The organism is Pseudomonas sp. B14-6 (assembly GCF_013260315.1).
Classification (GTDB): Bacteria; Pseudomonadota; Gammaproteobacteria; order Pseudomonadales; family Pseudomonadaceae; genus Aquipseudomonas; species Aquipseudomonas mandelii.
Window position 1 is genome coordinate 5226874 of sequence record NZ_CP053929.1, and the last position, 17184, is coordinate 5244057.

13 protein-coding genes are annotated in these 17184 nt (G+C 61.2%); 2 read left to right on the forward strand and 11 right to left on the reverse strand.

The features are described from left to right. Window positions 1-186 precede the first annotated feature (186 nt). The gene (locus HP062_RS23800) at window positions 187-4734 is read left to right on the forward strand and encodes a DUF4329 domain-containing protein (RefSeq protein ID WP_172792106.1); all 4548 of its coding nucleotides are present in this window, start codon (window positions 187-189) and stop codon (window positions 4732-4734) included. A gap of 60 nt (window positions 4735-4794) precedes the next feature. Here HP062_RS23800 and HP062_RS23805 read toward each other — a convergent pair whose 3' ends face one another. The 11 genes from HP062_RS23805 to cbiE all read right to left on the reverse strand — a co-directional run bounded on the left by HP062_RS23805 (window position 4795) and on the right by cbiE (window position 16156). Then, window positions 4795-5805 carry an iron ABC transporter permease gene (locus tag HP062_RS23805; RefSeq protein WP_102594500.1) on the reverse strand — a complete coding sequence of 337 codons (1011 nt, stop codon included), beginning with the start codon at window positions 5803-5805 and terminating at the stop codon, window positions 4795-4797. Next, complete coding sequence (locus HP062_RS23810) at window positions 5802-6749, reverse strand: ABC transporter substrate-binding protein (RefSeq protein WP_172792107.1); 948 nt, start codon at window positions 6747-6749, stop codon at window positions 5802-5804. Before HP062_RS23810 ends, HP062_RS23805 begins: the two co-directional genes overlap by 4 nt. Then, entirely contained in the window at window positions 6746-7534 is a 789-nt protein-coding gene (locus HP062_RS23815) for an ABC transporter ATP-binding protein (RefSeq protein WP_172792108.1), read from the reverse strand. The genes HP062_RS23810 and HP062_RS23815 overlap by 4 nt, the downstream gene beginning before the upstream one ends. Before the next feature lie 196 nt (window positions 7535-7730). Further along, window positions 7731-9110: a PepSY domain-containing protein gene (locus HP062_RS23820; RefSeq protein ID WP_172792109.1), complete on the reverse strand. Its 1380-nt coding sequence runs from the start codon at window positions 9108-9110 to the stop codon at window positions 7731-7733. 130 nt (window positions 9111-9240) lie between these two features. Further along, window positions 9241-11358, reverse strand: a complete 2118-nt coding sequence (locus HP062_RS23825; RefSeq protein WP_083375153.1) for a TonB-dependent copper receptor — start codon at window positions 11356-11358, stop codon at window positions 9241-9243. Between the two features lie 84 nt (window positions 11359-11442). Next, window positions 11443-11892, reverse strand: coding sequence for a DUF2946 domain-containing protein (locus HP062_RS23830; protein ID WP_145310668.1), 450 nt, complete (start codon window positions 11890-11892; stop codon window positions 11443-11445). A 21-nt stretch (window positions 11893-11913) separates the two neighbouring features. Next, on the reverse strand, window positions 11914-12393 hold the full coding sequence (locus HP062_RS23835; protein ID WP_010463921.1) for a copper chaperone PCu(A)C: 480 nt from the start codon (window positions 12391-12393) through the stop codon (window positions 11914-11916). Then, window positions 12387-12839, reverse strand: coding sequence for a DUF2946 domain-containing protein (locus HP062_RS23840; protein ID WP_172792110.1), 453 nt, complete (start codon window positions 12837-12839; stop codon window positions 12387-12389). Before HP062_RS23840 ends, HP062_RS23835 begins: the two co-directional genes overlap by 7 nt. Before the next feature lie 284 nt (window positions 12840-13123). Then, the gene (locus HP062_RS23845) at window positions 13124-13858 is read right to left on the reverse strand and encodes a cobalt-precorrin-6A reductase (protein ID WP_172792111.1); all 735 of its coding nucleotides are present in this window, start codon (window positions 13856-13858) and stop codon (window positions 13124-13126) included. Next, entirely contained in the window at window positions 13855-14952 is a 1098-nt protein-coding gene (locus HP062_RS23850; protein ID WP_083375149.1) for a cobalt-precorrin-5B (C(1))-methyltransferase, read from the reverse strand. Before HP062_RS23850 ends, HP062_RS23845 begins: the two co-directional genes overlap by 4 nt. After that, on the reverse strand, window positions 14945-16156 hold the full coding sequence (gene cbiE / locus HP062_RS23855; protein WP_154913226.1) for a precorrin-6y C5,15-methyltransferase (decarboxylating) subunit CbiE: 1212 nt from the start codon (window positions 16154-16156) through the stop codon (window positions 14945-14947). The genes HP062_RS23850 and cbiE overlap by 8 nt, the downstream gene beginning before the upstream one ends. Before the next feature lie 241 nt (window positions 16157-16397). Here cbiE and HP062_RS23860 point away from each other — a divergent pair, with 241 nt between their 5' ends. After that, the gene (locus HP062_RS23860; RefSeq protein ID WP_010463916.1) at window positions 16398-17069 is read left to right on the forward strand and encodes a hypothetical protein; all 672 of its coding nucleotides are present in this window, start codon (window positions 16398-16400) and stop codon (window positions 17067-17069) included. The last annotated feature ends 115 nt before the right edge of the window (window positions 17070-17184 follow it).

Sequence of the window (17184 nt, forward strand, 5' to 3'; positions counted from 1 at the left end):
GAAATAGAGCCCTCGGTGAACGTGATGACGCACCAGACTGGGGCTTGATGAAGGCGCGGGTGCACCGCCGTGCGCAGCATTGGTGCCGGGTGCGGCAAAGCAAAAAAAACGGTAGCGATATATATGTACCACCTGCCGCGCTCCGGGATCTTGATCATCGTGGCTTCTCAGTTGAGTGAGCAGCGCATGAACGGCATCTCTATCAGTACACCTTCAGCACCCCGACGCGGGGCAACCTTTCCTGCCCTGGGGCCGACCTTCATCAGCGCGGATGACGCGGCCTACTGGGCTCACCGGCAGATCGGCGCGCGCCATGACAAGACTTACGGCGGTGTGATCTTGCAGCGTGGCGACGGAAAATTTCAGCCCACATTGCCGGTGGCGGGAAGGATGAGGCATTTCGATTTCGACTTTCTGTCATCTTCTGAAAACCCCCAAGAGCTGTTTGCCCCACCCGGCTACAGGGGCGCGGCGTATTACTTGTCCCACGCGGCCAGTCACGCTGACGTCCAGCGTATTCATCCGCGCTGGACGACTGAGCAGATCACGTTGAGCCTCGGATTTTTTTCCAGAGCACATCTCCTGAGTCACATGCAGGACCCGGGCGCCTATGGCCAGCGTCATTATTTGTCGGGGCCGGATGGCTCGTTGATCAAGTACGAGTCCACTCAGCCGGCAGAAGAGGAAGAACTCATTGAGCTGGGCGTCAAGGCTTTCGGGCCGTTCTCCGACGTTGAGCAACTGATTCAGAAAGTCGCCCAGACCGGCACCCTGAGCGTACTGGTAGCCAATGCACCGTGGGGAGGCGTGCGAGGAAACGTGCCGACGAACTGGACGCTCGGTACGGCTGCGGTGAGAAGTTCGACGTCTGTACAGCCGTTTTTTTGTGCGGTGTTCGACCAGGTGGACAAGGCCATCGAAGCGGCCGCCGCCACGGTAACCGCATCCACCGGCAGCGTTTATCTGGGGTTTGTCGTGACCTCTGCCGGCAGCGCGCAGTGCATGGCGACCTATCCGGTGCTTTCCAGCGATCCGGCAGCCGAACTGTTCAAGTCCTTCCCGATGAATGCCGATCGCACGCTGGAGCGCCTGCTCGATTTCGACCTGAACGGCGTCTACTTCATGCCGCAGGGTGATGCGTCTCAGAGCGCCGGCGAGCCCTGGCTTTATGAGCGCTTTTTTTCACCGCAGGAGTTGGCTACGGGCATCAGGTTTTCGCTGGAAGATGTCCACCGGCAGGAGTACCCGGACTACCTCAAGGTGTACGCCCGGACCCGGGACGGCGCCGTGTTGCAATACCGACCTTCGGCGCACCTGCGTGAAGTACCGCTGGAGGACAGCGCGGATCTCAACGTGCGACTGAAGACCGGTACGCTCAAGCCTGCGGATTACATCGGACAGGTGGCAGCGGCTGGCGAGCTGACGGTGCTGAAGGACAGCGCGCTTTGGGATGTTGTCGGGATCGTGGGGCCTGACTGGCAACCCTATGCCCGGTCGAGGCGCTTGAGTCCCGCTTTCCTCATGGCGGACGATGCCGCCCGTTTTGCTCATGAATATATTGGCAGCCGGCGTGAACAGGGCTTCGTCGGGATGGTTTTGCAGGATCGAAACCAACGTTTCGTCGCCACCGAGCCGGTGTTTGCCGCAAAACGGTTTGCACTGGACAGGCTCTGCCCCCTCGACGCTACCGGGGCACCGATCGTGTTGGTCGAGGGTCACTCTTTTCATGGGCTGTACGCCTCGCGTTGGCAAGCGGATGCCGGAGCCATTGTGCGTACTGACTTGCAAGAGCAACTGATCCACGCACAAATGTTCACCACCGAAGACATTCGCTCGGTGTTCGACAAGCGTGCGCATGTTGTTGATTTCTACCTGTCCGGCTCGGCCGACGCCCTGTTGGTTTACAGCCCCGATGTATCGAAAGTGGCGGCTCGCAACCGCCTGCAACAGCGGGCGGCCGTACTCGCCGATGGCAAAACGCTGATAGACCAGGAGCTGGCGGCCGGCACACTTGAGCCCAGTGCAGTGGTCGACGAACTGGCCGGCACCGGCAGATTACGCGTGGTGGTCGGCAGCGACGTGTGGGGGCCGCGGGGAACGGTGCTGGGTGATCAGTCAAATAACGAGGCCGCCCGCACAGTCATTGCCGCTCCCGTGCTGGGGGCGATTTTTACCAGTGCCGAAGACGCCGTGTTGAACGCCCGCCATCGTGCCCGGCTCGACTACCGCGCAGCCGCGGCGGGTTGGGGATTCATCCTCAAGCACAAGGCGCGCGAGGAGTACGTGGCAACCGAAACGGTTACGCCGAGGGGCCTGGGAGCGCTGAATCAGGCGAGCGACTTTGGCGCTCCGGTATTGATCGACGAGTTCAGGACCCTCGGGCTTTATTACGCGGCAAGCTGGATGCCTAAAGGGTTATCGACCACGGAGGCCTGGTTTGCCCGGCATTTTGCGTCCATCAGCGATTTGGCTGCAGCGATCTACGACGACAAGGGCACGCAACGTCTGACGCATTTTCAGGACCTGAACATTTTTATCGCAACACTGGATGGGGCATTGTTGCGTTACCAGTACTCGGCCTCCTCAACACAACTCGACAATCAGGGTGTGCAGCAACTGACGTCAGCATTAGGCAAGGACACACGACCCTATGCCAACGTCATTCAAATGCTCGCCAAGGCCGGAGAACTGAAGGTGCTGCGCACCAGTGAGCTGTGGGACGAGCCGGGGAGTGTCGGACCTGACTGGACACCTTTCGTGCAGATCCAGCGGCGAGCCCTCAGCCCGGTCTTTGTGTCGCAGGACGATGCCGCGGGCTATGCGCTGGCGCAGTTGGGCTCACGGCGTGAGCGGGTCTACGGCGGCCTGGTGCTGCGTCGCGCCGATGGCTTGTTTGTCGCAACGTTGCCGGTGGCCGTGGAGGTCGAGAACTTCCCTGCCAACTGGATTCGTCTGGATGAATTGATTGAACAGGGTTTGTTTCTGACCGGGAGTACGGTCGTCGCCCGGTACCATTCCAGAATCCCGATCGAACCGATTTTCGCGCTGTCGAACCGCGAGCGGGACGTGTACCAGGCGATGTTTTCCACGGATTTTCTGGCGGACATTCTGACCGGCTCCGGGGGTTCCCCGTCTCTGTCGCCCGGCAAGGAATACCTGCTGGGGCTCGACGGCAGCCTGATCAGCTACACCCTCAGTGCAAGCGCCAGCGAAAAGCAACTCGCTCGGGCATTGGCGCCACCCAGCCAATTGCAGCGCCGGCATACCCCGATAGAACTGCAGATGCGCAACGGCACGCTAACACCGAGCGAGTATGTCAATCAGGTTGCAAGGGCCGGCCGGTTGCAAGTGATTCGGGGGAGCCGACTGTGGGGCGAGGCCAGGCAACTGTCGCACTGGAGTGCTTATCCGGGGATTATCTCGTCGGACGTGCATCGATTTGCCATTACCGAGCCGGCGCTCAGCCCGGTCTTCACGCAGGTAGACGATGCCATGCGCCATGTCCATCGCACGGTAGGCGCCCGTGCCAGCCTGATGTTCGGCTTTGTGCTCAAGGGACTGAACGGTGAACGGTACGTGACGACGCTGCCGATCGACGGGCGGCAAGGGCATCTCACGGTCGAGCGGGTATTTCCCCAAGGGTTGCTACCGTTGGGGTATCGAGTCGAGGGCATTTATTTGTGTCCGTCGACAAGCCCGGGACGATTGCCCCATGACGTGACGCAGAGCTTCATCTCGCCTCGAGACCTGTCCTACGGGCTGGGCGCTGTCGGTGTGCGCACGGCTGAAGGATCCACGTACCTCAACGTCTACATCTCCTGCGCCGACGGCGCCTTGTTGCGCTATGCCCCCAGGGCCAAGGCACCTGAGTGGACCCTGTTTCATGCCACGGTGGCCTACGAGAAAATCCTGCAATCAGGCCGGGAATCGCTGATTGACTACCTGCGCAAAGTCATCGCCAACGGTGAGTTGCAGGTCGTGGTGCGCAGCGCTTTCTGGTCGCCGCTCAGGGTTGATGCCCAGGGTGTCAAAACCGGCATCGAGCTGATCAAGTGGGAGCAGGACAACCGGTTTGCGCTCGGCCCCGTCTTCGCCCATGCCGATGATGCGGCTCGCTTGGCGCAGCGATTGATTGGCGAGTACGTCGGCCAACCGTATCTGGGTGGCGTGCTGATCCATCAGGCGTCTTCTTCGTTCGTGGCCGTCGAGCCGCATGAGGACGGCGTCAACAGTGGGGCTGCCAGTACGCTGTTTTACTCAGGGCCGGGTGGGCCCATTGCACCGGTCACGGTGCCGGGTGCGCAGCCTTTGCCGTTGCCGGTTTTTCCGCAGGACTACAAATGGGCGGCTGTTCATCAGTTCTACAAACGCTTCAACCTGTTCGTGAAGGACCCCACTGCGTCTGATCGATTACTGATGGATAACCTGGCCTTGGCCGACCTGTGGTTCTGCAGAGATGTTGTGAAAAAGAGCGGTGTCTCCGGGGGCTGTTGCTATTTCACCGGTCGTGGCGGGGCCCTGTTCAAATTCACCCCCAGCTTCTCGCCACAGGAAACGGCCTTGTTCAACGAGGAGGCGAAGGACGGGGTCGCTGCGTACCTCGCCGCGCTCGCCAGTGTCGGATTGCTTGAGGTACTGGACACCGATGGTTACTGGCAACGTCGCGGGCGATTGAATGCGACCTGGCAGCCCCCTGTGCAACCGGCGACGAAGCCAGATCGTGACGAACTGTGAAGTGCAGCGTTCATTGATCTGAGCGCAGGATGAGCCGTGCCCCCCTCCGGTTGGCATGGCTCAGCGACGCTGCATGAGACCGATGAAAAACAACCCGCCAATCGCCGCCGTGGCCACGCCAATCGGCAAGTCCTCGGGGGCGATCAGGGTGCGCGCGGCGACGTCGACCCATACCAGAAACACGCTGCCCAGCAATACACACGCCGGTAACAATCGCCGGTGCTCGGCCCCGACCAGTCGACGGGCAATGTGCGGCACCATCAGCCCGACAAACCCGATCGACCCGCTGATCGACACCAATACGCCGGTCATCAGCGACGCAATCAGAAACACCCGCAAGCGCACGGTACGCGCATTCAAGCCAAGGGTGACGGCGGTCTGTTCGCCGGCCATCAGCGCATTCAACGGTCGGGCCATGCCTAGCAGCAAGACCAATCCCAGCAACACGCTGGCGGCCGGCACCGCAAGCAACTCCCAACGCGCCAACCCGAGCCCGCCGAGCATCCAGAACATCACCGCCGAACTCGCCCGGTGGTCGCCGAGGAACAGCAGCAAATTGGCAATCGCCATCATCACGAAAGACACCGCCACGCCGCACAGCAGTAGCCGGTCACTGTCCAGACGACCGTTGCGATTGGCGATCATCAGCACGGTCAACATGCTCAGCAGCGCGCCGATAAACGCCGCGATCGGCAAGGTCAGCAGGCCGACGATTTCACCGACGTGCAGCACCACAATCACCGCGCCAAGGGTCGCACCGGAAGTGACCCCGAGCAGGTGCGGGTCGGCCAATGGATTGCGCGTCACCGCTTGCAGCACCGCGCCGATCAGCGCCAGGCCAGCACCGACCAGCGCACCGAGCAGCATGCGCGGCACGCGGATCAGCCAGACAATGTGTTCCTGCCCTGCAGTCCAGCTCACTTCACCCACACCGAACACCTTGTGCAGCAAGATCCGCCCCACCACGTCCACCGGAACCCGCGCCGGACCGAAGCCCAGCGACACCACGCACGAGACCAGCAACAGCGCGGCGAGCATCACCAGCAGCAAGACATAGCGACGATCCATCATTCGCCGTGGAAACCTTTGGCCAGGGTTTCAACCGCCAGCACGTTGTCGATGCCCGGCGTGGCCTGCACATACGGAATCACGATGAAACGCTGGTTCTTGATCGCGTCCACCGATTGCAGCGCCTTGTTGCTGAGCAGGAATTGCTCCTTCTGTTCGGCGGTGACTTCGCCGTAGTCGACGATCACGATCACCTGAGGGTTACGCTCGACCACGTCTTCCCAGTTGACGCGGGTCCAGCTCGCCTCGACGTCGTCCAGAATGTTGCGCCCGCCCGCGGCGTCGATCAGTGCCTGCGGCATGCCGAGGCGGCCGGACGTCATGGCGCGGTCTTCGCCACTGTCGTAAAGGAAGACCCGAGGTTTATCGGCGGGCAGACCCTTGCGCACCTCGGCGACTTGCGCCTGCATTTTGGCGATCAAGGCATTGGCGCGGTCCTGCACGTCGAAGATCTTGCCGAGGTTGCGCAGGTCGTTGTAGGTGTCTTCCAGGCTGGCCGGTGGACGCTTCATGACAAAGGCGCAGGACTCGGTCAGCTCGTAGACATTGATGCCCAGCGGTTGCAACGTTTGAGGCGTGAGGTCGCCACCCACGCGCATGCCGTAATCCCAACCGGCGAAGAAGAAGTCGACGTTGGCATTGAGCAGGGTTTCCACCGACGGGTATTTGGCTGCCAGCTCGGGCAAGCCGTCGAGGATGGTCTGCATTTCGGGCGTGACTGACTTCCAGCCGGACACGCCGCTGTAGCCGGCCATGCGCGGTTTGAGGCCAAGGGCGAGCATCATCTGGGTCATGTTGATGTCGTGGCTGACCGCGTGTTTCGGCGCCTGCGTGAAGGTCACTTCGCGGTTGCAGCTCTGGATCGTCAACGGGTAGTTCGTGGCCTCGGCCAGCGCGTGGGCACTGCCCAGCAACAGCGTGAAGCAAAGCAGGGAACGCAAAGTCATGGTTGGGTTATCCAGGTAATTCGTGGGTAGCCGTGCAAGGGGTGTTCATCGATCAGCGCTTCGACGCCGAACACGTCGCGCAGCAGCGGGGCGCTCAGGACTTCTTTCGGCGTGCCGCTGGCGACGATGCGACCGTGATGGATCACGTACAAACGATCGCAGAAAGCGGCCGCCAGATTGAGGTCGTGGATGCTGGCCAGGGTGCCGATTTTCAGGCGTTTGACCAGCTGCAACAGTTCCAGTTGATAGCGTGGGTCGAGGTGGTTGGTCGGCTCGTCGAGGATCAGCAATTGCGGTTGCTGGGCCAGGGCGCGGGCGAGGATCACACGTTGTTTTTCACCGCCGGAGAGGGTGGCGAAGGCGTGGTCTTCGAATCCTTTTAGGCCGACGGACTCCAATGCTTGAGTTGCCAGATTCCGGTCTTCAATCGTGTCGCCACCGAACAGGCCTTTGTGCGGCGTGCGGCCCATGGCGACCACCTCGTCGACGGTCAGGCCGAAGGCATCGGGGAACTCCTGCAACACCACGGCGATGCGTTGGGCGCACCAGCGCGAGGATTGCTTCCAGACGTTATGGTGGTCGAGCCGGACCTCGCCGCTCTCGGGCTTGCTGAAGCGATAAGCGCAGCGCAGCAGGCTGGTCTTGCCGCTGCCGTTGGGGCCGATCAACCCGACGAACTCACCGGCGGCCACCTGCAGGGACGCCTCACGCAGCTGGAACTGGTGATGGCAGTGGCCGTGGCCCAGGGGTGTCCAAGCGAGGTTTGAGAGGTTAAGCGAGGTCATGCAGTTGCTCTGAGAGAGTGGGTGATGCTGATGACGCCATTACGGGCAAGCGCGCTCCCACAGGGATCGCGCAAATCCTGGGGAGCGAGCCTGCTGATCAAAACACTGTATTTGAGTTATACAGTAACACTAAAGATGATGCCGAGCTAAGCGCGGCAAGTCTACAGATTCGTCTAAATCGCTCATCTCGCCTGCTTCATGAAGAAGGTGAGGCCGATTCAGTTTGCCGGGTGAATCGCGAAAACAGCACGCGATCCAGCACCCACACCACCACCAGCGAAGCCCCCACCAACGGAAACGCCACGGCCAGAGCGAACATGATGACCATCGCGGTTTTCCATCTCGGCAGGTCGTGGCGCAGCGGTGGAACACCGAACTTGCCTTGTGGACGCCGTTTCCACCAGATCACCACGCCGCTCACCGCGCTGAGCAAAATCATCAGGCAGATCAGCAGCACGACGATCTGGTTGAACACGCCAAACATCTTGCCTTCGTGCAACATCACGCCGATCTCTGTGGCGCGGGCGACGGTCCCGTATTGCTCGTAGCGCACGTCGGCGAGGACATCGCCGGTGTACTGGTCGACATGCAAAGTGGCGTCATTGCGCGGGTCGTCCGCGAACACGGCGATGGTGAACACGCCGGTGTCGGTGGTCGGGAAGGTGATGCTGTAACCCGGCTCGACCTTGCGTTGCACGGCGATGTTCTGCACGTCTTGCAGGCTGATGGTCGGTGCGGCGGGGCCGGCTTTGGCGCCATCGTGGGCCATGTGTTCGGCGTGGTCGCCGGACATCGGCATCGGCGTGTTTTCCATCGCCCATGGCACGGTCTGGCGAGTGGCAGTGTTGAGGCTGCGGGCCTCGACATCGGATTTGGGCACGTTGTCCCACATTGCCGCCGGAAACACGTTCCACACCTGCGCATATTTCTGGCCCCAGAACCCGGTCCAGGTCATGCCGCTGAGCAGCATCACCAGCAGCAACGATGCGCCCCAGAACCCGGCCACAGCATGCAAATCACGCCACAGCACACGACCGCGACTGGTCAGGCGCGGCCACAAAATACCGGCCGCCTGGCCACGCGGCCACCACAGGAACACGCCGGAAACCACCAGCACCACGCCCCAGCCGGCCGCCAGTTCGACCAATCGATCACCGACGGTGCCGATCATCAATTCACCATGAATCGCTCGCGCCACCGCTTGCAGATTCTTCTTGGCGTCTTGCTCGCCAAGGATGTCGCCCTGATAGGGATCGACGAATACGTTGAGTTCGCTACCGCCATTGATCACGACAAACTGAGCGCTGCGCTCGGCGTTGACCGGCGGCAGGTACTGTTTGATCGTGGCGTGTGGGTACACCTGTTTCACCCGTTTGAGCAGGTCGTCGGCCGGGATGCTGTGATGCCCGGCCGGTACGTTCATCAGGCTGCCGTACATCATCGGATCGAGTTGCGGCTTGAACAGGTAGATGACGCCGGTCAAGGCCAGCATCACCATGAATGGCGCGACGAACAGACCGGCATAGAAATGCCAGCGCCAGGCCAGGTTGTAGAAATTTACTTTGGGCTGTTTCATCACGTGTGCTCCGCTTTGGCATGGTTCTTTTAGTTGTTTGTTTTGCGGTTGCTGCGCAACCGATCGCGAGCAGGCTCGCTCCCACAGGTTCTCCACTGTCCATGTGGGAGCGGGCTTGCCCGCGATACTCTTAGAAGCTCATGTCCACCTTGGTCCAGAGCGTTCGCCCCGGTTCTTTGATGGCCTGCGGGTCATTGGCCGGGTAGCCAAAACCGGCGTTGCCGGCCAGGTTCAAATGCTCGGCGTAAGCCTTGCCGAACAGGTTGTCGACGCCACTGCTGACCTTCCAGTTTTTGTTGATACGGTAGGCGCCATTGAGCGAGAACACGCCAAAACCGGAGGTCTTGTCGAAGTCCTTGCCGACCACGTTGCCCTTGTTCTGGTCGATGCGGTTTTGCGCCGCGACCACTCGCCACAGGGCACCGGCACTCCAGTTGTCTTCGCTGTAGGTCAGGCCGAAACGCGCGTCCAGCGGCGGCATTTGCGGCAATGCGTTGCCATCGCTGCTGTTCTTGCCCCAGGCGTAGGCCAGGGTCGCGTCGGCCTTCCAGTTGCTGGTCAGCTGGTAGGCCGCGCCGAGTTCGCCGCCCATGATTCGCGCGTCGATGTTCTGCGCCTGGGAGGTGGTGCCCATCATGGTCGGGGTGTAGTTGAACAAGATGTAATCGCGCACCTGGCCGACATAACCCGAGGCCCAGGCTTCGAGGTCCTCGGTCTTGTATTGCAGGCCGAAATCGAGCTGGGTGGTTTTTTCAGGCTTGATCGAATCGAAGGCATTCACCGATCCGGCGGGGCCGGACTTGGGCGAAAACAGTTCCCAGTAATCGGGGAAACGCTGGGTGTGACCGAGGCCGGCGTAGAGGGTGGTCGGGCTGTCGGCGAGGTCATGCTCGTAGCGCAGGAAGCCGCTTGGCAATGTGTCGGCGCGGGTTTCGTCGGCGGTCGGGTTGGGGCGAGTCATCATCCCGGAACCGGTGGTCTGCCGGTAATCCTTGGCCGATGCACGGTCCAGGCGTGCACCAGTAATCAACCGGTCACGGTCGGCGGCGTACCAGGTCAGTTCGCTGAACACGCCATAGTTATGGAAGTCGGCGTCCTTGGTATACGGCAGGTCCTTGTAGGTATCGACGCCCATGCTGCCGCGTTGGCGATGCTCGTTGGTCTGCGCATCGATGCCGCTGATCAACTGCACATCGGCCCAGCGCCAAGTCGCCTTGATCCGCGCGCCGAGGGTGCGGCGGTCGACGTTGGAAGCCATTGGGCCGGCCATCATCCCGGTGCCCGATGGCGTGCGCAGCGTGTAGTTGTCCATCACGTGGTCGGCGTAGTTGTAGTAGATCTGCGCTTCGACCTTGTCCAGCACCTCGCCGATGTTCGATTTTTCGAACCGCAGGCCCAGGCTTTCACGCTTGAATTGCGAGCCGTCCATGCCGCGCCCGGCGTAACGCGCTTCACCATCGCCCTTGCCGGCGGTCAGCTCCAGCAGGGTGTCGGCGTCCGGCGTCCAGCCGAGCGCCACATCGCCGTTCCACTTGTCGTAGCGCGACGGCACGGTGTCGTTGTTGCCGTCCTTGTAGTCGTCGGCGTGCGCGGTGTTGCCGATCACGCGCACGTAGCCCAGCGGCCCGCCGGCAGCGGCGTCCACCACTTTGTCAAAACGGCCGTTGGAGCCGGCCAATACGCTGGCGTTCACGCGGGTACCGAGTTCGCCGAAGCTTTCCGGTTCACGCTCGAACAAGATCGTGCCCGCCGATGCGCCCGGTCCCCACAGTACGGTTTGCGGACCTTTGATGACGGTGAGTTTGTCGTAGGTTTCCGGCGAGATGTAGGAGGTGGGCGCGTCCATCCGGCCGGGGCAGGCGCCGAGCAATTGGCCGCCGTTGGTGAGGATGTTCAGTCGCGAACCGAACATGCCGCGCAGCACCGGATCACCGTTGGTGCCGCCGTTGCGTACCAGGGCGAAGCCGGGGATGGTTTTCAGGTAGTCGCCACCGTCGCTGGCCGGAACGGGTTGGCGCGGGTCCTTGGGGTTGGTGACGATGGTCAGCGGCGAACTCGGCGCAATGGCGGTGATCACCGTCGGGCTCAGTTCTTCACCGTGGCCCGCGTGTTCGTTGGCCAGCACCGTGGATGTCAGCAATGCGCTGCAAAGGACGGCGGTGGCGTGCCTGAAACGAATACTCGATTCGTTCGGGGCAAAAGAAGCTTGGGCAGGGCTCAAGCGTGTGTCAGCAGCAAACCTGGACATGACAATTTCCATCGAACAGTCATAAACGACACGGCGGACAGCCTGTGGCTGTCCGCAAAACCGTGTGAAATCAGAGGTGCGTGTTTACGCGACGATGGGTGGGGCGCGGGTTCGGGCGCCGGGGAAGACGGTGTGCCGGGCATGGCCCAGGCGAGGGGAGGGAGTGGTAAAGGTGGTGGCTGTTGGTGTGTCGAACGCGACGAAGGTCTGGCCGCCGGTCAGCGCCGGGCAATTGAACAGCAGGCTGCAATAGCCGCATTTTTCCCAGAGCGCGTGGTGCGAGGCCTTGGGCGGGCAGTGCTCGGCGGCGGGTTGCGCGCCGTGGTTGGCGTGCTCCATGGCCGACATGTCCATGCTCATGTCCATCGACATGCTCATCGACATCGACGAGGCGCGTTGATCCATCGGCATCGACTGAGAAATCAGCGGGCCGATAAAGATCATCAGCATGGCGAACAGGCTGATCCAGCTGCCGTGCGTCAGGCTTGACGACTGACGACGGTGTGCGGATGACCTGGCGCTAAGCGGGCGCATGGGTGTGTTCAGCTCAGTGATTTACTGGGCGTGGGTGTGCATCTGCATGACTTCTGGTGGCTTCTTCTGCACCGCGACTTCGACCGTCACGTCACCGGATTTTTCGAAGTGCAGGGTCAGCGGGAAACGCTTGCCGTCGCTCAGCAGGCTGCGGTCTTTCAGATTCACCAGCATCACGTGATAGGCCATTGGCGCAAACGTGACGTTGCCACCGGCAGGAATCTCGACGCTCGGCACTTGCTGCATTTTCATCAGGTCGTTTTGCATGATGTGCTCATGCAATTGCGCTTCACCGGCAATCGGCGAGTCGACGCTGAGCAGACGGTCGGCGGCTTTTCCGGTGTTCTGAATAACAAAATAGGCCGCTACGGTTGGCGCGTTGGGCGGCAACTCCTGGGACCACGGGTGAGCGATCTGCAGTTCGCCGACCTTGTATTCGTGGGCATTGGCAAAGCAGGCAGGCAGCAGCAACGCAGCCAGAACGATGAGTTTGTTCAACATGGCAGTTCTCCAGAGCGATTCAAGACGCAGTTCAATTGCGAGAAGGAATCACACGAGAGGGGACGCGCGGGGTTGAGGCTCGGCCATTGCTGGCGCGGGGTGGGGGTGTCGAGAGCGGTGGCAGGCACGCTTCGATTGGCTTCGAAACGAGCGAAATACAGTTGTGGCGCATGCCCCGGCAACGCCACCAACGGCGCGGAACCTGAACAGCACCAGCAATGTTGCATGTTGGAATGGTCGTCGTTCTGCGGGGCTTTTTGCTCAAGGTCGCCCAGGGAAATCGCCACCATCTTCGTGCCGCTGGACGTACAGAAACTGCCCCACAACAATTGCTCGGCGGGTGATTTCGCCGACTGCGCCATGGCTCCGGTCATCGGCATGGCGAGCATGTTGAACAGCACTGCGAAGCAGGCGATCCAGGCAATTGCTAGCCGTTGTCGGGACATGGGACAAAATCCGTTGGGTGGGCGATCAGTCGCGGCTATTTAGCCTGATCAGGGCCGATAAGTAAAAAAGCGGCGTGCGGTGTGGTGTCGCAGTGCACGTTCAAAAGAGTGTAGCGGCTATGATTCGAAATGCCGGATGAATTGCGGTCGGCATACAACCCTGTGGCGAGGGAGCTTGCTCCCGTTGGACTGCGCAGCTGTCCCCTTTTTTTGGGGGGGGATTAAGGCCGCTACGCCCGAACGCGGACCGGCCCAACGGGAGCAAGCTCCCTCGCCACAATTACTTAGGCGTCCGGCAGATTGCATTCCGCCAGTGCAGCAAACAACTCACTCACCGATCCAAACTCCCGATCCACACCCGGCAACACCGGCCGCTGCAACACAATCACCGGCACCCCACGCTCCCGCGCCACTTCCAGTTTCGGTTCGGTCGCGGTGCTGCCGCTGTTCTTGCTGATCAGCACATCAATCTGCCGACGTTCAAACAGCTCCCGTTCATCCTCGATCAGAAACGGCCCGCGCGCGCCGATGACTTCGCAGCGTTCGTTGCCCGGGTAAGCGTCCAGGGCGCGCAAGGTCCAGAATTGCTCCAGCGGAATTTCGTGCAGGTGCTGCAACGGTTCGCGGCCGAGGGTGAACAGCGGTCGGCGGAAGGGTTTCAGGGCTTCGATCAGTTCGGCCCAATCTTTGACGTCGCGCCAGTCGTCCCCGGCCTGTGGCTGCCAGGCAGGGCGGCGTAACGCCCAGCATGCAATGCCGCTCAGCTGCGCGGCGGCCTTGGCGTTGTGGCTGATTTGTGCAGCGTAGGGGTGGGTCGCGTCCAGCAGCAGATCGATCCCTTCATCGCGAATGAACTGCGCCAGGCCTTCGGCACCGCCGTAGCCGCCAACGCGCACCTGGCAGGTCAGGTCCGTCGGCACGCGACCGACACCGGCCAGGCTATAGATGTGTTCCGGCCCTAGCGTGCGGGCGATGGCCAAGGCTTCGGTCACGCCGCCCAGCAGCAAAATACGCTTCATTGAAAAGCCCCTGCATGGCCGACAATTCCGCCCTGGCGATCGATGGCAAAGACTTCAACCTGAACCTGCGCCGGCACCACGCTGCGGGCGAAGTCCAACGCGTGCTGACACACCGCATCTCCAAGGGCGATGCCCGCCGCGCTGGCCATCGCCAAGGCTTGCTGGCTGGTATTGGCGTCGCGAATGCCTTGCTGCAGCGCCTTGTCGGCGCCCATTGTGGCGGCCCATTCGGCCAGTTGCGGCAGGTCGATGCTGGAATGCCGGCTGTGCAAATCCATGTGCCCGGCCGCCAGTTTGCTGATCTTGCCGAAGCCGCCGCACAGGCTGAGTTTATCCACCGGCACTTTGCGCAAGTGTTTGAGCACGGCGCCGACGAAGTCGCCCATTTCGATCAGGGCGATTTCCGGCAGGTCGTAGACGCGGCGCATGGTGTCCTCGCTGGCGTTGCCGGTACAGGCGGCGATGTGCAGGTAACCGTTGGTTTTGGCCACATCGATGCCCTGGTGGATCGAGGCGATGTAAGCCGCACAGGAAAACGGCCGGACGATGCCGCTGGTGCCGAGGATCGACAACCCGCCCAGAATGCCCAGTCGTGGGTTCATGGTTTTCAAGGCCAGCGCCTCGCCGTCCTCGACGCTGACCGTGACCTCGAAACCGCCGCCATAGCCGAGTTCTTCGGCCAACAACGTCAGGTGCTCGGTGATCATTTTGCGCGGCACCGGGTTGATTGCCGGCTCGCCGACGCCCAGCACCAGCCCCGGCCGGGTGACCGTGCCGACGCCACGCCCGGCGCTGAAACGGATACCCGGCTCGTCGCGCAGTCGCACCTGGGAATACAGCAACGCGCCATGGGTCACGTCGGGGTCATCCCCGGCATCCTTGATCGTCCCGGCTTCGGCGCCGTCGTCGATCAGGCGGCAGAATTCCAGGCGCATCCGCACCTGCTTGCCCTTGGGCAGCACGATCTCCACGGCGTCAGCGCTCATCCCTCCCAATAACAAACGGGCCGCTGCCAGACTGGTCGCGGTGGCGCAACTGCCCGTGGTCAGGCCGCTGCGCAGCGGGGCGGGTTGTTCGGCGGTTTCGTCACGCATCGAGGGGCTTCGTCACGTCCAGCAAGGTAATCGGCAGCGCCTGACGCCAGGTGTCGAACTCCCCCAGCGGCTGGGCCTGGGCAACGTGAATGCGGGTCAGCTCGCCGCCGTGGCGTTCGCGCCAGGTCATCAGGGTGACTTCGCTTTGCAACGTGACGGCGTTGGCGATCAATCGGCCACCGGGTTTGAGTTGCGCCCAGCAGGTGTCGAGCACACCTTCACGGGTGACCCCGCCACCGATAAAAATCGCATCCGGGAGTTCGAGCCCGGCCAGGGCCTGCGGCGCACTGCCGCGAATCAATTGCAGACCGGGCACGCCGAGGGCATCGCGATTGTGTTCGATCAACAGCTGCCGACCTTCATCGGCTTCGATGGCCAGCGTGCGGCAACTGGGGTGGGCGCGCATCCATTCGATGCCGATCGAGCCGCTGCCGGCGCCGACATCCCACAGCAGTTCGCCGGGTACCGGGGCCAGGCGCGCAAGGGTGATCGCGCGGACGTCGCGTTTGGTCAGTTGACCGTCGTGCTGGAAGGCCGAGTCTGGTAGGCCGGCCAGTCGTGAGAGCCGCGGGGTGTCCGGCGCGGCGATGCATTCGATGGCGATCAGGTTCAGATCGGCGACCGCTGGATCGTTCCAGTCATTGGCCACCCCATCGATGCGCCGTTCGTTTGCGCCGCCCAAATGTTCCAGCACGCTGAGACGGCTCGGACCGAAACCGCGTTCACGCAACAATGCCGCAACGGCGGCCGGGCTTTGGCCATCGTTGCTCAGCACCAGCAAACGCACGCCGCTGAACAACTGCGCGTTCAGTGCGGCGAGGGGCCGGGCTACCAACGAAAGCGTCACCACCTCCTGCAAGGGCCAGCCCATTCGCGCCGCCGCGAGTGAACAGGAGGAGGGCGCGGGCTGGATCAGCATTTCAGCGTCAGGCACTTGCCGGGCCAGGCTGGCGCCGACGCCGAAGAACATCGGATCACCGCTGGCCAGCACGCAGACCGGTTCGCCACGCAGCGCCAGAACGGGGTCAAGGGAAAACGGACTGGGCCACAACTGCCGCTCGCCACGAATGCACGCTGGCAACAAATTCAGTTGCCGCTGGCCGCCGAAGATTCGCGAGGCGCCCAACAGGGCGCGACGGGCATTCTTGCCCAGGCCCTTGAAGCCGTCTTCACCGATTCCCACAACCGTTAGCCAGGGTGCCATGCCGTTCCTTAATCCAGGGTTCATGTTCAAGGGCGGCATGATAACGCGGCTTCTGTTATCTGGCGCTGCTCCATTGCCGGAGCAGGCGGCGTTTTTTTGAAAACTTATGTGGTTGAAAACTTGTTTGGTGTTGGGTTGGTTTTGTTATTTTTGTTTTTGGGTCAAGTTTAAAATTTGCTGTAAGGCATGCTTGATTTGTTTTCGAATAACTACTTTTCAAGTTAGATGGATAGTCGCCTTTATGGCGTTAATGGATATGGATATGACTGTGATAACGGATGATATGAAACATAATGCAGCCTTGGTGGGGGATATCTTGCTGACCGGTGTTCAAGGACAGTCGCGCGAGGATTATCGTTTCGCATTGAATTGTACTTATCTGGCACAGCGGCAAGCGGACAATACTTACAACAGCGCAATCCGGCCCGGGCGCTGGATCGATTATTACGCTGATGTACTGTGGTCGCATGGCTGGAATCGTGATCATCCGCCGATTGAGCATGTTCAAACGCAGTTTTATGGAAGTGTGCGGCAGGTCTGGTCGAAGCTGGCTTCTCCGATTCTCAGCCGTGACCAGGTGGAAGGGGTGAATCTGGGACTTGCTGCACTGGAAAAAGACGTTGAACTGTTAAAGAAGGTCAAGGGGGTGAGTGGAAAGGCCTTCGACTTTAAGATAATGCCGATTAGCTACAACGCAAATGGGGATATGGAGTTAGTGGTCAGTAATATCAGGTTCATCAAGTCAAGCATGAATACCGAATACCTTTTTTGGGATATATCGCAAGTCATGAATCAGCTGGATGTCCTGGCTCGAAAGGTGGTGATCTCACGGAGGGTGATGGACGCTCGTCGATCCAGCGTGGAAGAGGCGCTGGCAGGCATTAAATTCAACTTCGAGGACTATGAGCTGTAAACCGCCCAAGGGACGGGGCAGTCGTTACGCTTTCGGATGGCCTGAAACACGAATTCCGACCGGCAGGCATTTTCATGCGCTCGGGCAAAGCAGGCATAATGGCGACCTTTCGCCC

Excerpts from the sequence above, each read along its gene's own strand:
- HP062_RS23840 (WP_172792110.1), bottom strand. The coding sequence starts at position 12,839 with ATGTCCCGACAACGGCTAGCAATTGCCTGGATCGCCTGCTTCGCAGTG.
- HP062_RS23850 (WP_083375149.1), bottom strand. The coding sequence starts at position 14,952 with ATGCGTGACGAAACCGCCGAACAACCCGCCCCGCTGCGCAGCGGCCTG.
- HP062_RS23860 (WP_010463916.1), top strand. The coding sequence starts at position 16,398 with ATGGCGTTAATGGATATGGATATGACTGTGATAACGGATGATATGAAA.
- HP062_RS23835 (WP_010463921.1), bottom strand. The coding sequence starts at position 12,393 with ATGTTGAACAAACTCATCGTTCTGGCTGCGTTGCTGCTGCCTGCCTGC.
- cbiE (WP_154913226.1), bottom strand. The coding sequence starts at position 16,156 with ATGGCACCCTGGCTAACGGTTGTGGGAATCGGTGAAGACGGCTTCAAG.
- HP062_RS23820 (WP_172792109.1), bottom strand. The coding sequence starts at position 9,110 with ATGAAACAGCCCAAAGTAAATTTCTACAACCTGGCCTGGCGCTGGCAT.
- HP062_RS23825 (WP_083375153.1), bottom strand. The coding sequence starts at position 11,358 with ATGTCCAGGTTTGCTGCTGACACACGCTTGAGCCCTGCCCAAGCTTCT.
- HP062_RS23810 (WP_172792107.1), bottom strand. The coding sequence starts at position 6,749 with ATGACTTTGCGTTCCCTGCTTTGCTTCACGCTGTTGCTGGGCAGTGCC.
- HP062_RS23815 (WP_172792108.1), bottom strand. The coding sequence starts at position 7,534 with ATGACCTCGCTTAACCTCTCAAACCTCGCTTGGACACCCCTGGGCCAC.
- HP062_RS23805 (WP_102594500.1), bottom strand. The coding sequence starts at position 5,805 with ATGATGGATCGTCGCTATGTCTTGCTGCTGGTGATGCTCGCCGCGCTG.
- HP062_RS23830 (WP_145310668.1), bottom strand. The coding sequence starts at position 11,892 with ATGCGCCCGCTTAGCGCCAGGTCATCCGCACACCGTCGTCAGTCGTCA.
- HP062_RS23800 (WP_172792106.1), top strand. The coding sequence starts at position 187 with ATGAACGGCATCTCTATCAGTACACCTTCAGCACCCCGACGCGGGGCA.
- HP062_RS23845 (WP_172792111.1), bottom strand. The coding sequence starts at position 13,858 with ATGAAGCGTATTTTGCTGCTGGGCGGCGTGACCGAAGCCTTGGCCATC.